This is a genomic window from Shewanella sp. 10N.7, assembly GCF_020806285.1.
GTDB lineage: Bacteria > Pseudomonadota > Gammaproteobacteria > Enterobacterales > Shewanellaceae > Shewanella > Shewanella electrodiphila.
The window spans coordinates 37,786-55,943 of the sequence record NZ_JAJGZS010000004.1 but is presented as its reverse complement, the minus strand read 5'-3'; the positions used below and the strand labels follow the sequence as shown (position 1 = coordinate 55,943).

Here is an 18,158-nt window from a genome sequence, read left to right as displayed (position 1 = left end):
TAAAAACAAATCAACAACGATTGTTTCATAAAAAGTTCAATCAAGTGTTTCAACTTTGATTCAGGTCAATATTTAATCTATCCATCTCGTTATATTGGGATCAGGCAGTTTGTTCCTCCCAAACGGAATAGGTTATAACATGGATACACATTCAGCTTTATATCATCGGTGTAAAAGCCGTTTAGCAGAACTACGTGATACAGCGCCTCGACAAACCGTAACGTTAGATGAAAAACTAAAAGAAAACGGCATAACAAGACGCGAATTCATGACATGGAGTGCTTCAGTAACCGCATTACTTGCACTTCCCCTTCCTTTTACCAACTTAGTAGCTGAAGCCGCAGAGCTGGCTGACAGAGTTCCACTCATTTGGTTACATATGGCCGAATGTACAGGCTGCTCTGAGTCGCTAATCCGCACTGATACGCCAAACCTCGACAGCTTAATCTTCGATCATATTTCATTGGAATATCACGAAACATTAATGGCAGCTTCTGGCTGGCAAGCTGAAGAAAACCTTGAACATGCCATGGAAGCCTACAAAGGCAACTATTTATTGGCAGTTGAAGGTGCCATTCCAACAGCAAATAACGGTGCATTTCTAACTGTTGGCTGTAAAGGCCACACTGGAATGCAGATTGTCAAAGAGGCCGCTGAAGGTGCTGCGGCGATAATTTCAGTGGGAACTTGCGCAGCATTCGGTGGTGTTCAAGCGGCAGCGCCAAACCCTACGGGTTCCAAAGGTGTTCAAGACGTTATTGATAAACCTGTTATTAATCTAGGCGGTTGCCCGCCAAGTGAAAAAAACATTGTCGGCACTTTGATGTATTTCATCATGTTTGGAAAACTACCTGCGCTTGACATGTTCAATCGACCTAAATGGGCTTATGGTGCACGCGTACATGATAACTGTGAAAGACGTGGACGTTTTGATGCAGGCGAATTCGTTGAAACATTTGGCGATCAAGGCGCAAAAGATGGCTACTGTTTATATAAAGTGGGCTGTAAAGGACCGTACACATACAACAACTGCCCTACTGAACGTTTTAATCATCATACAAGCTGGCCAGTTTTAGCGGGTCACGGCTGTATTGGATGCTCTGAACCTAATTTCTGGGATGACATGGCTGATTTCGAGAAACCATTAGGGAGACAGTTATTGCATGGGATTGATGCAACAGCTGACACCATTGGCGCTGTAATACTAGGCGCAACCGTTGTTGGTATAGGTGCACATGCTGTCGCAAGTCTATTTGCTAAGCCTTTAGAGGAATAACTCATGAACAAACGTGTTGTAATCGATCCTATTACTCGAATCGAAGGTCACCTACGTGTAGAAGTCGAAGTTGATGAAAATAATGTTATTAAAAAGGCTTGGTCTTCTTCTACTTTATGGCGTGGCATTGAAGTTATTTTAAAAGGTCGTACTCCCATGGATGTGGGCCTTATTGTTCAACGTATATGTGGTGTCTGTACTTATTCTCATTATCGCTGTGGAACAGAAGCAGTAGAAAATGCATTAGGTGTGAAAATTCCTTTAAATGCAAAATATTTGCGCTCACTGATGCAAACCTCTTTGTATATGCATGACCATATTGTTCATTTTTATCATTTACATGGTTTAGATTGGGTTGATGTGGTTTCAGCATTGAGCGCGGATCCTGCATTAGCAGCACAAGAGGCAGGTAAATACACTGCAAATCCTATCGCTGCCGGTGAAGGTGATTTACGCGCTGCACAGGAGCGCGTTAAAGGTCTCGTGGATACAGGTAAGTTAGGGCCATTTGCCAATGCCTATTGGGGTAATAGAACCTATCGATTTACCCCAGAGCAAAACTTAATCGCTTTATCACATTATTTAAAAGCGTTAGAAGTTCAACGCGTCGCTGCAGAGATGTTAGCCATTTTCGGTGGCAAATCCCCTCACCCACAATCGCTAGTTGTAGGTGGCGTCACTTCTGTTCGAGACATGTTAAGCCCTGCTCGTTTGCAAGAATGGAAGCAAAAACATGCCATAGTGCAAGATTTTATTATTCGCGCATATAAAGCCGATATTGTGATGGCTGCAGCTGCCTTTGGTAATGAGCCAAGTGTGCTAGGGGGCGTTAATGTTAACAACTTCATGGCAACCAATGACTTTGTGCTGGCTGACGGTCAATACATGTTTGATCAAGGCGTGATAATGGCTGGCGATCTTGCTGGTGTGACAGACATTGACCCAGATTCAATCAAAGAAGATGTTACGCACGCATGGTATGAAGCTGACGGCCCACAACATCCCTATGACGGAACGACCGTACCCGATTATACCGGTTTCGTCGAACGAGAAACTGTATACGGAAAATTACCTACAGTAGATGGCGATGGAAAATATAGCTGGGTTAAATCACCTCGATACAAAGACGAACCCGTTGAAGTTGGTCCTCTGGCATCATTATTGGTGAGTTATGCTCGTGGAAACAAAGTCGTCGTTAGTGCAGTAAACGGATTACTTGAGGCAACAGGCTTACCTATTGGAGCCTTATTTACCACGCTTGGTCGAACAGCTGCTCGGATGCTACAAACTGTTATTGTCGCTGAAGAAGGGTTAAAGACATTTGATGCGATGGTTATCAACATGCAGTCAGATGAAAGTACTTACGTTACGCCTGAGATTGATTCAACGAAAGAGTACGTTGGTCACGCGATGATTGAAGCGCCGCGAGGCATGCTCAGTCATTGGTTAAGGATCAAAGACGGTAAAATTGAAAACTACCAAGCGATTGTCCCTACTACGTGGAATGCTGGGCCGGTAGACGCCAACGGTAAAGTTGGTCCGTATGAAGCTTCGTTAATAGGCTTAGAGCTTGAAGATCCGAGTAAACCACTTGAAGTCATTCGTATAATTCACTCTTTTGATCCTTGTATGGCATGTGCAGTTCACGTCATGGACTACAAAGGCACAAGTTTGGGTGAGTTCCGTATTGACCCTAATGGTCTTTAATCGTTTCGCAAACCAAAGAGGAATTGATTATGACTCAGGTTGCTACCCATCATAGAGAATTAATTTTCTCGCCTGCCATCCGAATATTTCATTGGATTAGGGCATTATCGATTGTAGTACTCATAGCTACTGGATTTTACATTTCTTGGCCATTTTTAGTGGCACCAGAATCATCCGATGTATTAGTGCAAGGATGGATACGTTTTGCCCATGTTATTTTTGGCTTTGCATTAACCAGCGTCACCATAGTGCGTTTTTATTTGTTTTTCTTTGGAAGGAGTTCCATTGAAAGACGTTCAGTTAAAGATGTATTAAGCATTAACAGCTGGATAACCCAAATTAAATCTTACATTTGGATGGGGCACCTTAATAAAGCTGGTGTATATGGTCCACTACAATTCGTCACTTATGTAGGTATTTCATTGGCAGCATTATTCATGTGTATAACGGGTTTAGTGCTTTACGCTAATGTGTATCATGAAGGATTCGGTGGATTAATATGGGAGATTTCAGCTTGGTTTACTGCCCTTATGGGAGGACTGGCACAAGTTAGAATTTGGCACCACATTATCACATGGGCATTTATTGTATTCATGGTTATCCATGTTTACATGGCTGTTTGGTCAGGTATTCGCTTTAAACATAACTCTGTTGACTCAATTGTCTCTGGTTATGATTACCATAAGGATCACTAAGCCTTGTCTACTACTCTACTCATCGGGATAGGAAACGTACTGTACGCTGATGAAGGTATCGGCGTACATTTCGTTAATTATATCCAAGAGAAATATCAGTTTTACCACCCAACAGACAGCATTGATTTACTCGATGGTGGCACACTCGCACAAGGGTTAATCCCTATTCTATGTCGCTACGATAACTTAATTGTTGTTGATACTGTCAACAGTCCAGGAGTTAATCCAGGTGAAGTATATTCTTTTAACTTTGATCAAGCGCCACCGGAAATCGATTGGCAAGGCAGCGCTCATGAAGTTGAGATGCTGCAAACCCTTATCATGATGGAAATGGTTGGCGATAGACCTGATACCCATGTTGTGGGGGTTACACCGACAGTGATAGAACCTATGACGTTGGGACTGACACCTTCTATCCAAGCAGCTGTCCCCACTATGGAAAAAGTATTGCTTAAGCACCTTACTGAACAAGGGTTTACTTATAAGCAAAAAGCTGAAGTCGATATTAACGCACTTATTCCTGATTCATATAAACGCGGAACACTAGCATATGCCTAAAATCAGTTTTAACTTTTTTTGCCATCGCGATATTCCTTTATATGCAGATCTCTGTAATTCATACCTCGCGGATAACCGTTTTGATTTTACTGTTGGCCATAATATTAATAATGGCCAAATCGCTCAACATGCCCAATTCACACCGATACATACTTACTTTATTGAAGTAGAAGCTTCACAGTCTGAATTAGCCCAATTAGCTGATGAAATAGCGGCTAAATTTTTATATTCAATTTGGCTTAAAAGCGCCGAAGTCATTGCTATCGACGTAAGAAAAGGCACTAAAACGTGTTTACAACACCAAGCAGTCCATCAAGGTTATTGCAGTGAATGTGAACCATTGATTTCGAACTTAGATAACAGCTTAGATAAAGACTTATATAAAGGCTTAAATAAAGAAATAGATATAGCCGTTCCTTGCCCCCACTGTTTAGGTGAGCGCAACCTTAAACAGTATGAAATTGGTTTCAATCTGCAAGATATATCAAACCTAGTCAACAGGATACTGCAAGGTGAAGAAGTTTGGATTGGCCAGCAAGATAACTCACTTTGTTTGAGCTTGAATCCCATCATTACTAATCAAACCACAGAATTACATCCTAATCTCTTAGAACTAAGTTCCTTACAGCAAGTGTTGATTACCCACCCAGCTGTTATTTCATCTTCATTTATCATTAAACAGCACCAGTCTCTTGCTTTATCTAGCTTCGAGAAACCTTTTTTAAAGCTTGCCCCGAATAAAAAATCAAACATCGACCGGAGTGAACTGAATCAAGATTTAAATGAAAGCTATTACAATGTGACTTTCGCTGACAGCCGGTTACTCATTCGTGTTGCAGCACTATTAAAAAGACAAAAAATTAATTGGTTATATATCAAAAAGCCACAAAATAACCTTAGCGTGTCTTGGGTCAATAATGTGTGGGTTCAAAACCAAACGACAACTGACATAAACTTTGAAGCCCCCATGCCAAAGCACGATGACAATCGATATCTTCAAGGTAATCTTTTATATAATGTATCGTGGCAAAAAAATACGTTGAAATGTACCGTTACTGAATCAAATGAAACATTAGCTAGCAGTCTGATTCAACATAAACCATTACAAGGTATAGACGCAGCAACTTGTGCTTTACATGCTGGTTTATTAAATACGGGTTGTGTTACTAGCATTAATAGTTCATTAGAGGCTTCATCTAGTCTTAAAAAGCTCGCTTGTATTTATTTATCAAATAGTCAATCAAGCTCTGTGATTACTCAAAATCAGCAAGGCGAAATTAGTTCATTTTTACAAATGCCTACACTGCCACAAAGTGGTCAGCAACTAATTAAAGAGTTATTCGCCTCTGATATGAACACTATATTTAACAAATATTGTGTAGCCTACCCTGAGGTCTTCAAGTTATTAGCTGATTTTACGTTAATTTCAGGGACTCAAGCAGATAGCTTGCAAACCTTTATGGCATACGCAGCGTTAATAGTATTACCTGATGAAGAAGTTAGAAAGAATGGTCCTAGTTCACCATTTTCTAACGCCCCTGTTTGTAATGCCCAAGAGTTAGCAGACAAATTCCACGCATTGGCGCAAAGTTATCATGGCAATAATGCTCCTAGAGTCGATTTTCCGCTGTGTGCGATTAATAGTGAAGATAACAATGCCCTACATAAACGTTCTATTAATTGGCGTAAAACACTCGCAAGTTTAATGAGCTTTAAATTAGCGGGTGCCAACCCTGCCATTTTAGCCTTTGGTTTTTTTGATTCGTTAACCGACTATTTGAGTAACTGGATAGATCATTTAGAACAAGAGCAAGGTATAGATGCGGTAGTGCTAGCTGGAAACGACTTTAGTTATGAAGTCATGGCAAACAGATTGTGTATCCGACTTGGCAAAAACTATCCTTTAGTTGTGAATCGTCAACTTGATTTAGAAGGTGCCAATATTGCTGTTGGTGGTTTGTACCTTGCTAAACGACGTCGATAGGAGCCATTGATGACAATACATAGTGGTTATCGACAACAAGTCAGGTTAAATATAAACGGCATCGTACAAGGGGTTGGGTTTAGACCTTTTGTGTACCGGCTTGCAACTAAATCTAACTTAGTGGGTTCAGTGTTAAATAACCAACAAGGTGTGTGTATTCATTTACAAGGTTTAAATACTGATATCAATAAGGTCGTACATCAACTAAAAGTCAATCCCCCACCTCTCGCACGTATCGACAAGTTGTTAATTAAAGAAGAAGCTATAGATAGCTCACTGCAACACTTTGTTATTGAAACAAGTACAAGTAGTGATGATGCTGTCGTGTCTATTTCTGCCGACAAAAGTGTTTGTGGTGACTGTTTACTGGAAATGCGCGATCCCAAAAACCGTCACTATCAATATCCATTTACCAATTGCACCAATTGCGGACCTCGTTATAGCATCATTAACAATCTGCCTTACGATCGCATCAATACATCAATGGCAAACTTCGTGATGTGCGATGAATGCGCGTATGCCTATAACGATCCTTTAAACCGACGATATCACGCCCAGCCGGTCAGTTGCCCCAAATGTGGGCCACAACTGAACTATATCGACTGTACAGCTAATTCAAACAGTTCTAGTGCTCTTACCAACCAACAAATAATCAGCAAAATTGTTAGTGAACTCAATAATGGAAAAGTTATTGCCATAAAAGGATTAGGTGGGTTTCATATCATTTGTGATGCCACTAATGACAATGCAGTTAAACGTCTTCGTCAGCGCAAACATCGTAAAGCTAAACCTTTAGCCGTTATGGCAACCAATTTACCTAATGCTCGTCAAATGGTTGAAGGTACACCTAAAGAGTGGCAAATCCTTTGCTCAGCAGAAAACCCTATTACACTGATGAAAAAGCGCAGTGATATGGAGATTAACCTAAGTCCTGCGCTTGCGCCTGATATTGATACTTTAGGTATATTTCTGCCATATACACCGCTACACCATCTATTAGTTGAAGCCTTTAGAAAACCGTTAGTTGCAACCAGTGCTAATATTTCTGGCTTACCTATCATTACCGATGGTAATGAAATCAAACAAAAGCTTGGCGAGGTGGTAGACGGAATTGTTGATCATAACAGGCCAATAGTTAATGCCTGCGATGACAGTGTGGTGCAAGTCATTGACGATAAGATCCAAGTCATTCGACTCGCAAGAGGTTATGCACCACTTAGCATCCCTTTAAGCAATAAATTACAGCATCACCTATTAGCTGTTGGCGCTCAACAGAAAAATACCCAGTGTTTTGCGTTTAACGAAAATGCATTTGTAAGTCCACATATTGGTGACTTACATAATCTAGAAACTAATCAATATTTCGAGCAAACAATCAATACTTTTCGCCGCCTTTATCAATTTACACCAGAACAAATCATCGCTGATAAGCACCCAGAATATACATCCTCACAATGGGCTAAGTCACAGGCCAATGAACAAAAACTCCCGCTTGCCAATGTTCAGCATCACTATGCTCACGTATTGAGTGTTCTCGCTGCCAACAATTATGATAAACAAGTCTTAGCATTTAGCTTTGATGGCACAGGGCTTGGAGATGACAACCAATTATGGGGCAGCGAATGTATGCTTGCTGATGCGCATAATTTTGAAATTAAAGCGCACTTTAGAACATTTAAACTGATAGGCGGTGAGCAAGCGATAAAGCAACCAGTACGTATTCTGTTAGCCTTGTTATTCGACACCATGTCTGTTGATGAAATCATGACATTGCCGATTAATGCCATACAGAAAATGGATAAATCAACAGTCAATAATCTTCACAACATGTGGCTTAATAACAGCGCTTGTATTGAATGCCGCTCGGTAGGACGTATTTTCGATGCTGTTGCAGTTGCCCTGAACCTTATCATAGAAAATGATTTTGAAGCACAAGCTGGAATGCTGATAAGCACTCACGCAAATATGGCTATTGAAACAGAACAATATAATGACGCTAACAATCTAATTAGTGCCCCATCGACCTCAGGTAAGTTGTCGATAATCTCAAATGAGGATCTTATTAATGATGTAACTCCCCTCACCAAAACAAAAACAAAAACAAAAACAAAAACAAAAAGTATTCAAATTTTTGAACCTTCACAACTTATCTATCAGTTAATCACACGTTTAATAAACACAAAAAATAGCAACGACCTGCCAGACGTGACTAACCAACTGTGTTTAGAGTTTATCGAAAGTTTAAGCCAAGTTGTTTGCTACATGGCAAAGCTATATCCGAGCTATAAGCTGATTTTATGTGGCGGTGTTTTTCAAAATAAATTGTTATATGAGATGACCTTACAACATCTAAATCATCATTTTAATTATTCACTAGATAAGGTGTTACCAAGCAAATTGGTTCCCATAAATGATGCAGGCATTTCATTAGGACAAATTTGGTATGCCTACCAACAACTGAGCAAATCACAAACCCAGCATTAGAAATTAAAGAGTTTCGATTTACTGATGTTAATCAAAGTATCAAATGAATGACGAGTTAATATTGAATAAACAATAACCAGTACGACAATGGTTAATAGGGTTTTTAAAGGAGTTAAAGTATGTGCCAAGATTGCGGATGTTCATTAACGGATCACTCAAACCTTCATACGAATCCACAGCTTAATGACACCAAAACATTATCTGTTATTCATAAAATCTTAGATAAGAACGATCACGAAGCGCAACATAATCGACAGCACTTTGAAGCGAATAAAGTGACAGCTTTCAATCTCATGAGTAGTCCAGGGAGCGGTAAAACAACCCTACTTGAGCACTTATATGAATACTTACCTAAAAAATATGCGGTAATCGAAGGCGATCTTGAAACCTCAAGGGACGCTGACAGATTAATAGCTAAAGGAATTGAGGCATACCAAGTTCAAACGGGTTCGGCATGTCATTTAGACGCTTTCATGGTGCATCAAGCATTACACCATATCGATCTAAAGCCTATCGATGTTTGTTTTGTAGAAAATGTCGGTAATTTGGTGTGTCCAGCCAGTTATGATGTAGGTACCCACCACAACATCGTCTTATTATCTGTACCTGAAGGTGATGACAAAATTGAAAAATACCCCGTCATGTTCCGCCGCGCAGATCTAGTCCTGATAACTAAAATGGATTTAGTAGAACACTTTAACTTTTCCTTAGTTGAGTGTCGTAAACAACTCGAAAAATTAAACCCTAATGTCACTTTAATGCCTGTTTCAGTAAAAGATCCACAGTCGATTACGGCTGTGGCTCAGTGGATCCTTAAACATCAAGAGGAATTGTAATATGTGCTTATCTGTTCCTTCACAAGTGACTGAATTACATGATGATGCAAGCGTAACCGTTAATACATTAGGTGTTAAGCGACGTGTCAGTGCTCATTTAATGACGGAACCATTAGCAATTGGAGATTTTGTTCTTATCCATATTGGTTTCGTGATGAATAAAATTGATAAAACAGAAGCCAACTTAAGTTTAGCACTCTACAAAGAGATAGTTGAAAAGCTAGCCCTTGAGGAGCAAGCCTAATGATACTCTCTGATTTATACCAGCAGTTCAGAAACCCTGAAACTATAAGAGCTTTGTCGCAATCGATAAAAAAAATCGCAAGTAAAATCGAAACGGATATTAATATCATGGAAGTTTGTGGGGGGCATACTCATACGATAATGAAATATGGTTTGAACCAACTACTACCTGCAAACATCAAATTTATTCACGGCCCTGGTTGTCCTGTTTGTATTATGCCAAAAGAGCGAATAGACCACGCCGCTGCCCTAGCCCAGTTACCCAATACGATTTTACTGACATTAGGTGACATGATTAGAGTACCAGGGTCTAAGGGGAACCTGGCTAAATTTCGGGCTAAAGGCGCAGATATTAGACCGCTTTATGATCCCTTAGATGCGATCACGATTGCCAAAGAGAATCCGAATAAAAAAGTCATTTTCTTTGCTATTGGTTTTGAAACATCTACCCCTATGACTGCAGTATTAATTGATCAAGCAGAGAAACAAAACATTGAAAACCTTTTGTTTCACATCAACCATGTGCTTGTTCCACCCGCCATTGACACTGTCATGGCTGATACAGAGTGTAAGGTTAATGCTTTTATCGGACCTGCTCATGTCAGTGTCATTAGTGGCGCTAAAGTATATCGACCTGCAGTAAAACAATATCAAACACCGCTTGTTGTATCAGGGTTTGAACCAGTTGATGTTATGGAATCAATTTTACGTATCGTTAAACAAAAACATGCCCAAATTGCTGAGCTGGATATTCAATATAGCCGAGCAGTGACTGAAGACGGCAATCTTGCAGCTCAACAGCTAATCAACAAATATTTGACCCTACGAGACAGTTTTAGGTGGCGAGGACTAGGCCCCATTCCCAATTCGGCTTTACGTCTTAAAGATGAATTTTCCCATCGCGATGCTGAAATTATTTATACAACAGTGCTGCCTACAGAAGAAATCAACGATCATAAAGCATGTCAATGTGGTGATATTTTACGGGGCATAGCTAACCCACCTGATTGCAAAGTATTTGGGCGTGGTTGTACTCCTGAAACTCCATTAGGTAGCTGTATGGTGAGCTCTGAAGGCGCTTGTAATGCTTATTATCGATATGCTGGGGTATCTCATGCTTAATAAAAAATTCGAACAAATACAACTTAGTCATGGCGGTGGTGGCAAAGAAATGAATGCATTGATTAACGATATGTTCTTTATTGCGTTTGCGAATCCAATTCTGACATCTCAAGAAGACTCAGCTCAGTTACAACTATCAGGCGCAACGGCTTTTACTACTGATTCTTTTACTGTCGACCCTTTATTTTTTGCTGGTGGCAATATTGGAAAACTAGCCATAGCTGGAACAGTGAATGATCTTGCCATGATGGGCGCACTGCCAGAATATTTAAGTTGTAGTTTTATTATTGAAGAAGGTTTTGCCATAAAGGATCTGCAAACCATTGTGACCAGCATGGCTGAAGAAATGCAACAAAGTGGCGCTCATATTGTTTGCGGTGACACCAAAGTCGTCCCTAAAGGCTGCGCCGATGGCATATTCATCAATACCTCTGGTGTCGGCAAAATTATCAAACAAGGCATATCAGTCAACAATCTTCAAAATGATGATGTGATCATTGTTTCAAGGGATATTGGACGCCACGGTGCTGCAATACTCATGGCCCGTGACAGTTTGTCTTTAGAATCAGATTTAACCAGTGATTGTGCAAGTCTGTGGCCTATTGTTGAGCAACTTATCACAGCAAATATTGACATTCATGCAATGAGAGATGCAACCCGTGGTGGCTTATCTGCAGTATTAAATGAATGGGCAATGGCATCTAATGTTGACATTAGTGTCGATGAAAAATTGATTCCTGTTTCGACCGAAGTGCAAGGTTTATGTGAGCTATATGGTTTTGAACCCTATGATTTAGCCAATGAGGGGACGTTCATCATGGCATTGCCACGAGCCGCAGCAGATAAAGCATTAGAAGTCATGACCCAGTATTGTCATTGCGATCAGGCCAGTATTATTGGTTATGTCACAGACGCGCACAATGGCAAAGTCATTTTAAATACCCCGTGGGGAAGCAGTCGATACTTAGACATTCCTCAAGGTGAATTATTGCCAAGGATTTGCTAATGCATGAATACTCCATCGTCATGTCACTAATGGAACAAATTGAGCAGTTAGCCAAAGATAACCAGGCCACCAGTATTGTGAGGGTTGATATTAAAGTGGGCGTTCTTAGTGGTGTTGAGCCAGATTTACTTCAGCGTGCATTTGATACTTTTAAACTGGAAACAATTTGTAAGTCAGCATTGCTTAACATCAAGCTACAGCCCTTAATAATTAAATGTAGGCAATGTGATAAAGAAACAACGCTTGAACAACGAAATGTTATCTGCCCTTTATGTATGAGTCATAACACTCAAGTGGTTGAAGGTGAAGAAATGATGTTGATGCAATTAGAGATGAATACGTAATAAAACAAACTAGGTACTTAGAATCAATTCTTACAAAAGGAAATTAATAATGAACACTAAATTAATTGCTCTATTATTCGCGACTGCACCGACGGCTGTTTTTGCCCATGAAGGTCATGGTGGTATGGGCTTATTTCATCATTTATATGAACTAGCACCAGCAATTACACTGGTTGCAATCGTCGCATTTGTTATTTATCAAAAACTAAATAAGTAACGATAGATATCTCTCGAAGAGCTCTAGATACAGGGCTCTCTCGTTTTAAAGTAGGTTATTTTTTTGCCCCATCTTTGAAGCAAACTTGTGTTTATTACATTGTAAAATTGAGATACACACAAACTGCAAACGCTTATGTCGAATCGTATTAATCTCCTATCGCTTTTTTTATTCCAACTTTGAACATAAAACAATCAGAGTCATGTCCATTTATGCAAAGCAATGCAAAGCTATGTCACTTTTTACTAATTAATAAAATAATGGGTTATGTTTAATCATGAAGTTCATACAGTTTAATCGAAGCTAATTAAGACATATTCAAGGAAGCGTGATGCCAGAAGAATTGCTAGATGATCCTTTTACTGTAAGTGAAGCTGCAGACTTCATTTCAACTAAAAATGCCATTTCACAAAATAATGCCGTAATTGCAGTAAATCGTTTTGGTCTCGGCGCAAAACCTAACGAATTAACACATGCGGAAAAAGATCCACAAGCCTTTTTGATTAATCAATTAGTCATACCTAAGTTTTTACCCACTCAATATAGTTCTGATTCTATAATGCAGCTTTTAGCAGACTATCAAAAACAGAAACAACGAGATAGAAAAGCGGTTGAAACGAGCACTGTAGGTATAAATATACCCACAGAAACTGCTAACAGTATGTCTATTGATACAAGTATGGCTAACTCAGATGCGACAGACAATGTCAAGGCTGCTCCTCTAAAGCCGAAAAACAAACCGCCATTTAGAAAAGCTTTTATTGAATTAACCACCAGTAGTTTACAGAGCGCAATTGACTCACCGAACTCCCTGAGTTGGCGGCTATTACAATTCTTTTCTAATCACTTCAGCGTTACAGCTCAAGGGCCTTTCATGACAGGACTAGCACCGACGCTAGAACGTGAGGCTATCGCGCCTAATCTATTAGGCTCGTTTGAAGATATGTTGCTTGCTGTTACAGCCCATCCAGCAATGATTAAATATTTAAACAATGAAAAGTCTTTTGGCGCTAATTCAAAATTAGGTAAAAGAGGCAAAGGGTTAAATGAAAATCTCGCCCGTGAAATCCTTGAATTACATTCCTTAGGGGTAAATAGCGGCTATTCACAAACTGATGTGATTGAACTAGCAAAAGGCATTAGTGGATGGAGTATTGCTAACCCAAAACGAGACAAACAAACCGGGTTTATGTTTCGCTCAAATGGCCATGAATCTGGCACAAGAACGTTACTTGGCAAACAGTACCCTCAATCCGGTATTGAACAAGGGCAAACCATGCTGGTAGATATAGCAAGGCATCCTCAAACTGCAAAACATCTTTGTTATAAGTTAGCCAAACACTTTATTGCAGATAAACCTTCCGTGTCATTACAAAATCAATTAGTGAAAACCTGGATTCGCACTAACGGGAATATCAAACAAGTGATGATCACCATGATTAGCTCAACAGAGGCATGGCAACCTATACGGCAGAAGTTTAAAACACCCACAGAGTTTGTTATCTCAGCTTATCGAGCATTTGATATTTCTGTGCCTAAAGGTCGAAAAATGATTCAGTTACTCACGGAGTTAGGTCAGCAGCCTTTTAAAGCTAATTCTCCAGCAGGCTTCAGTGACGATGAGAAAGATTGGAATGGAGCCAATGCGCTGATGACCAAAATTAACTGGTCGGTGAGATTAGCGGAGAGACAACGTAAACAAATGGCAGCAGATTTGATTGTAAATAATTTTGGTCAAACCATGACAGAGTCATCTTATAAGACCATTACCCGAGCTGAAAGTCGCGATCAAGCACTTGCATTACTGCTATTGAGTCCTGAGTTTTTAAGGAGATAACATGGAACGTCGCGAATTTATCAAAGGACTCGGTGCCAGTTTAGTGATGTTAAGTAGTGGAGTATCGACATCAGCACTAGCAACCGATATCAAAACCAATAAAAAGAATCTAGTTTGGGTAATGCTTAGAGGCGCTTTAGACCCATTGCACACTGTAGTTCCGCTAAAAGACGACAACTTACTCACGTTACGGCCTACTCTAGCTAAGAGCGTGATGAAAAGTGCCTTAGCATTAGATAACCAGTTTGGGCTTAATCCCGCTTTAACTCATTTACATAAATGGTACTTAGACAAGCAATTACTGCCTATTGTCGCTGTATCATCAGGTTATGAAAGTCGCTCACATTTTGATGGTCAAGATTACCTCGAAAGCGGCGGTAATTTAAATAACTTAGATTCTGGATGGTTAGCGAGATCTTTAAGTGGTCTTTCTAATTCTGCTATAAGTACGAGTAAATATAGTAAACAAACTTCATCAGCGATTGCCATTGCCAATAGTACGCCAATTAGCTTACGTGGAAGCAACGCTGTTAACACCTGGTACCCAGCAAATATCAAAGCTGCAGATGACGATATTTATCGTCAATTAAATAACTTATATCAAGATGATAAAAGTTTACTGCAGAATTTAACCTATGGGTTAGCACTTCAAGACACTGCCATGATTGATGATAGTAAAAAAACCAGTCGCAAATTTATCGAGTTAGCAAAAGCATGTGGTAATTTCTTAGTAAAGAGTGATGACATTGATTGTGCCATGTTGGAAATGGGTGGCTTTGATACTCACAATAATCAGCATAAGCGTTTATTGAAACAGTTAACTGAATTAGACAGTGGCTTAGCAGCCTTAAAGTCGTCTTTGGGTTCTCAATGGGATGACACTGTTGTGATTGTAGCGACAGAGTTCGGTCGCACCGTAAAAGAAAATGGCACTCAAGGAACCGATCACGGTACAGGCAGTGCAATGTTCATTGCTGGTGGCCAGGTAAAAGGCGGTAAAGTATTAGGTGATTGGCCGGGTCTTAAAACTGAGCAACTATTTAAACAACGTGATTTACAGCCAACAACTAATAGTTTTAGTTGGATAGCCAGTATATTGAAGCAACATTGGCAGTTAAGCGATGACGCCATCGCAAAAGTCCTTCCCTTACATAAGCCATATAGTAATCAAATAATGATGTAAAAATATGCGATAATTTTTCAATCCCTACTTAATACCAAGAGCCAAATACTAAAAAGCCTGACTATCATATTAAATAGTCAGGCTTTTTTTCTATTCACTTCAAAGCCAAATCTTTATGAAGTGGCTTTAATGATGCTAACTCTAAGCTTTAAGCGCTGCATCAATCATAACTTGTGCTTGACTGATTATTTCAGCAAGGTGATCTTCACTTATGAAGCTCTCTGCATATATTTTAAATAGCGCTTCGGTGCCAGATGGACGCGCCGCAAACCAACCATTTTCAGTCGTCACTTTAATACCGCCAATTGCCGCGTTGTTACCAGGCGCATGTGACAAAATAGCAGTAATAGTTTCACCTGCAAGCTCTTTGTCAGTAAAACTGTCGGAAGATAGTTTTTCAAACTTGGCTTTTTTCTTCAAGCTGATCGGGCTATCGATGCGAGTGTAAAAGCTTTCACCAAACTGTTCAGTAAGTTCAACATAACGCTGCGCGGGTGTTTTACCTGTTACGGCCAAAATTTCAGCGGCAAGTAAGGCTAAAATAAAGCCATCTTTATCGGTACACCAAGTGCTACCATCTTTATTTAAAAATGCAGCGCCTGCACTTTCTTCACCACCAAATGCAATTGTGCTATTTGCCAAGCCGTCCACAAACCATTTAAAACCAACTGGCACTTCTAAACATTGACGATTATGAGACTGACAAATTCTGTCAATAATCGCACTTGATACTAATGTTTTACCAATGGCTAAATCTGCAGACCAACCTTTGCGATATGTCAGCAAATAATCAATTGCTACAGCTAAGTAATGATTAGGGTTCATTAATCCAAAACCAGGACACACGATTCCGTGACGGTCGTAATCTGGATCGTTACCCACACAAACATCATAACTCTCACTATGAGCTAACAGACCCGCCATCGCATAAGGGGATGAACAATCCATGCGGATTTTGCCATCTTTATCCAATGTCATAAAACCAAATGACGGATCAACTTTTTCATTAACTAAGGTAATATCTAAACCATGTTGCTTAGCAATATGTTCCCAGTAATAAATACCTGAACCACCTAATGGGTCAACACCAATACGTATTTTAGCTTTAGCAATGGCTTCTAAATCAATCACGCTAGATAACGCATTGACGTAAGGCGCAATGAAATCAACCTCATCAATCCAACCTGAATCGAGTGCAACGCCATAATTAACTTTCTGCACACCAGATAGCTGTTTAGCTAAATATTGATTCGCCTTTGCTTCAATTTGTTTGGTGATGTCAGCTTCCGCTGGACCGCCATGGGGAGGATTGTATTTAATACCGCCATCTTGTGGCGGATTATGTGAAGGGGTAATAATTAACCCATCAGTTAATTCCCCACCATTTGCATTAGCTGCAATAATGGCTTGAGATACAACGGGTGTAGGGGTGAATCCATCGTCTTTTTGAACTTTCACAGCGACTTGATTAGCTGTCAATACTTCAAGTACAGACATATAAGCTGCGTAAGACAATGCATGAGTATCAAAACCAACAACCATAGGCCCTTTTATGCCAGCTTGTTGACGGTAATCAACTACGGCTTGAGTGATTGCCCAAATGTGGTTTTGGTTAAAACTCGACTTTAACGCACTGCCGCGATGTCCAGATGTACCGAAAGTGACTTTCTGTTGCACATCTTCAACGTTGGGGGTGATACGATAATAATAACTCATCAATTTTGGTAAATTGATCAAATCCGTTTGTAACGCCACCTTTCCTGCTCTATTGTGAATCGCCACCCATGTTCTCCCTATTTAGATTTTAAATTCTTTCTGAAATCGATTGTGCCAGTTCTTCATTGCAACCTAATTGCAATAACACTTCTGATAAAATAGTGCGCTTTTTAGCGGTGTTATTATTGGTTGTCACCCAGTAACCGCTCTCGCCAATTTCTTTTGGATTAGCTGATTGACTTGCTGATAATAACTCAGCCTTTGAACGTGCAAAATAAAGACGGCCGCGTCCTTGGATTTTTAAGATTTGTTCGAATGTCTTAGGTGTTAATGCAGACAATGATTCCAACAAGAACATAAATCGCCCTACTGCACCTTTTTGTTGAGCAAGCATATGTTCATGCACAACATCTTTAAAATCGACATCAACATTTTCACTAGTGTCTATGAGGTTTTCAGCTTCAGCAACTGGAACTTTCTCTTCTTTAACTTGAACGTTAGCAACTTGATTGTTTGTAACCGGCTTTATTTCAATGGCGTCATTGGTAGATTCTAAACTAGGGTGACTAATAGCAAGAGGCTCTGCAGGTTCAGATGTTTCAACAGAAAGGTCTAACAATCGGCGTAATATATCTGATGCGCTTTCACCGATACGTTCCGTTTTGCTTGCAATATAACGATAGAGTTCTTCGTCTATCTCAATATATTTCATATTAGTCTGCTTCCTTTGGTCTTAAAAAACGAATGCCGCCTAATGCTTTTAATCTTTTTTGTGCACTTCTTTTAACAAGATGCTGAATAATGGCGGCTAAAGGATCGATTTTGATCGATCAAATTAATCATTACAGTCTACCCATCTGTCGCTGTAGGTTAAAGAGCTAAAGTCACTAAATCGTTCATAATTAGTCAATTTCATTAAATCAATTTGCTGGTGGATTGTTTAATGAACA

General features: G+C 39.8%; 16 protein-coding genes. 14 read left to right on the top strand and 2 right to left on the bottom strand.

The window, feature by feature from the left end; all coding sequences use genetic code 11:
- Positions 1-139 precede the first annotated feature (139 nt).
- From hyaA to LMH66_RS03855, 14 genes are all read left to right on the top strand, one after another.
- Positions 140-1,276 carry a nickel-dependent hydrogenase small subunit gene (gene hyaA, locus LMH66_RS03920; RefSeq protein WP_229368619.1) on the top strand — a complete coding sequence of 379 codons (1,137 nt, stop codon included), beginning with the start codon at positions 140-142 and terminating at the stop codon, positions 1,274-1,276.
- A 3-nt stretch (positions 1,277-1,279) separates the two neighbouring features.
- Positions 1,280-2,983, top strand: coding sequence for a nickel-dependent hydrogenase large subunit (gene hyaB / locus LMH66_RS03915; protein WP_229368618.1), 1,704 nt, complete (start codon positions 1,280-1,282; stop codon positions 2,981-2,983).
- A 29-nt stretch (positions 2,984-3,012) separates the two neighbouring features.
- Positions 3,013-3,678 (top strand): Ni/Fe-hydrogenase, b-type cytochrome subunit, encoded by a 666-nt coding sequence (gene cybH / locus LMH66_RS03910; protein WP_229368617.1) that lies wholly within the window; start codon positions 3,013-3,015, stop codon positions 3,676-3,678.
- A 3-nt stretch (positions 3,679-3,681) separates the two neighbouring features.
- Positions 3,682-4,236: a HyaD/HybD family hydrogenase maturation endopeptidase gene (locus tag LMH66_RS03905; protein WP_229368616.1), complete on the top strand. Its 555-nt coding sequence runs from the start codon at positions 3,682-3,684 to the stop codon at positions 4,234-4,236.
- Entirely contained in the window at positions 4,229-6,220 is a 1,992-nt protein-coding gene (locus LMH66_RS03900) for a hypothetical protein (protein WP_229368615.1), read from the top strand. Before LMH66_RS03905 ends, LMH66_RS03900 begins: the two co-directional genes overlap by 8 nt.
- 9 nt (positions 6,221-6,229) lie before the next feature.
- The gene (gene hypF / locus LMH66_RS03895) at positions 6,230-8,704 is read left to right on the top strand and encodes a carbamoyltransferase HypF (protein WP_229368614.1); all 2,475 of its coding nucleotides are present in this window, start codon (positions 6,230-6,232) and stop codon (positions 8,702-8,704) included.
- A gap of 119 nt (positions 8,705-8,823) precedes the next feature.
- A complete protein-coding gene (hypB, locus tag LMH66_RS03890) occupies positions 8,824-9,540 on the top strand; it encodes a hydrogenase nickel incorporation protein HypB (protein WP_229368613.1) in 717 nt (238 codons plus the stop codon).
- A gap of 1 nt (position 9,541) precedes the next feature.
- Positions 9,542-9,784, top strand: a complete 243-nt coding sequence (locus tag LMH66_RS03885; RefSeq protein ID WP_229368612.1) for a HypC/HybG/HupF family hydrogenase formation chaperone — start codon at positions 9,542-9,544, stop codon at positions 9,782-9,784.
- Entirely contained in the window at positions 9,784-10,905 is a 1,122-nt protein-coding gene (hypD, locus tag LMH66_RS03880; RefSeq protein WP_229368611.1) for a hydrogenase formation protein HypD, read from the top strand. The genes LMH66_RS03885 and hypD overlap by 1 nt, the downstream gene beginning before the upstream one ends.
- Positions 10,898-11,911 carry a hydrogenase expression/formation protein HypE gene (hypE, locus tag LMH66_RS03875; RefSeq protein ID WP_229368699.1) on the top strand — a complete coding sequence of 338 codons (1,014 nt, stop codon included), beginning with the start codon at positions 10,898-10,900 and terminating at the stop codon, positions 11,909-11,911. Before hypD ends, hypE begins: the two co-directional genes overlap by 8 nt.
- Positions 11,911-12,255: a hydrogenase maturation nickel metallochaperone HypA gene (gene hypA / locus LMH66_RS03870; RefSeq protein ID WP_102527259.1), complete on the top strand. Its 345-nt coding sequence runs from the start codon at positions 11,911-11,913 to the stop codon at positions 12,253-12,255. Before hypE ends, hypA begins: the two co-directional genes overlap by 1 nt.
- 49 nt (positions 12,256-12,304) lie before the next feature.
- Positions 12,305-12,472 carry a hypothetical protein gene (locus LMH66_RS03865; RefSeq protein WP_229368610.1) on the top strand — a complete coding sequence of 56 codons (168 nt, stop codon included), beginning with the start codon at positions 12,305-12,307 and terminating at the stop codon, positions 12,470-12,472.
- Positions 12,473-12,803: 331 nt separating this feature from the next.
- Positions 12,804-14,309, top strand: a complete 1,506-nt coding sequence (locus LMH66_RS03860; RefSeq protein ID WP_229368609.1) for a DUF1800 domain-containing protein — start codon at positions 12,804-12,806, stop codon at positions 14,307-14,309.
- Between the two features lies 1 nt (position 14,310).
- Positions 14,311-15,492, top strand: a complete 1,182-nt coding sequence (locus tag LMH66_RS03855) for a DUF1501 domain-containing protein (RefSeq protein ID WP_229368608.1) — start codon at positions 14,311-14,313, stop codon at positions 15,490-15,492.
- Between the two features lie 141 nt (positions 15,493-15,633).
- Here the strand turns inward: LMH66_RS03855 and pgm are convergent, their stop codons facing one another.
- Positions 15,634-17,274, bottom strand: a complete 1,641-nt coding sequence (gene pgm / locus LMH66_RS03850; protein ID WP_229368607.1) for a phosphoglucomutase (alpha-D-glucose-1,6-bisphosphate-dependent) — start codon at positions 17,272-17,274, stop codon at positions 15,634-15,636.
- A 22-nt stretch (positions 17,275-17,296) separates the two neighbouring features.
- Positions 17,297-17,920, bottom strand: coding sequence for a replication initiation negative regulator SeqA (seqA, locus tag LMH66_RS03845; RefSeq protein ID WP_102527255.1), 624 nt, complete (start codon positions 17,918-17,920; stop codon positions 17,297-17,299).
- Between the last annotated feature and the right edge of the window lie 238 nt (positions 17,921-18,158).

Bases quoted from the DNA above. Each gene is read 5' to 3' on its own strand.
- hyaA (WP_229368619.1), top strand. From the start codon at position 140: ATGGATACACATTCAGCTTTATATCATCGGTGTAAAAGCCGTTTAGCA.
- hyaB (WP_229368618.1), top strand. From the start codon at position 1,280: ATGAACAAACGTGTTGTAATCGATCCTATTACTCGAATCGAAGGTCAC.
- cybH (WP_229368617.1), top strand. From the start codon at position 3,013: ATGACTCAGGTTGCTACCCATCATAGAGAATTAATTTTCTCGCCTGCC.
- LMH66_RS03900 (WP_229368615.1), top strand. From the start codon at position 4,229: ATGCCTAAAATCAGTTTTAACTTTTTTTGCCATCGCGATATTCCTTTA.
- hypF (WP_229368614.1), top strand. From the start codon at position 6,230: ATGACAATACATAGTGGTTATCGACAACAAGTCAGGTTAAATATAAAC.
- hypB (WP_229368613.1), top strand. From the start codon at position 8,824: ATGTGCCAAGATTGCGGATGTTCATTAACGGATCACTCAAACCTTCAT.
- LMH66_RS03885 (WP_229368612.1), top strand. From the start codon at position 9,542: ATGTGCTTATCTGTTCCTTCACAAGTGACTGAATTACATGATGATGCA.
- hypD (WP_229368611.1), top strand. From the start codon at position 9,784: ATGATACTCTCTGATTTATACCAGCAGTTCAGAAACCCTGAAACTATA.
- hypE (WP_229368699.1), top strand. From the start codon at position 10,898: ATGCTTAATAAAAAATTCGAACAAATACAACTTAGTCATGGCGGTGGT.
- hypA (WP_102527259.1), top strand. From the start codon at position 11,911: ATGCATGAATACTCCATCGTCATGTCACTAATGGAACAAATTGAGCAG.
- LMH66_RS03865 (WP_229368610.1), top strand. From the start codon at position 12,305: ATGAACACTAAATTAATTGCTCTATTATTCGCGACTGCACCGACGGCT.
- LMH66_RS03860 (WP_229368609.1), top strand. From the start codon at position 12,804: ATGCCAGAAGAATTGCTAGATGATCCTTTTACTGTAAGTGAAGCTGCA.
- LMH66_RS03855 (WP_229368608.1), top strand. From the start codon at position 14,311: ATGGAACGTCGCGAATTTATCAAAGGACTCGGTGCCAGTTTAGTGATG.
- seqA (WP_102527255.1), bottom strand. From the start codon at position 17,920: ATGAAATATATTGAGATAGACGAAGAACTCTATCGTTATATTGCAAGC.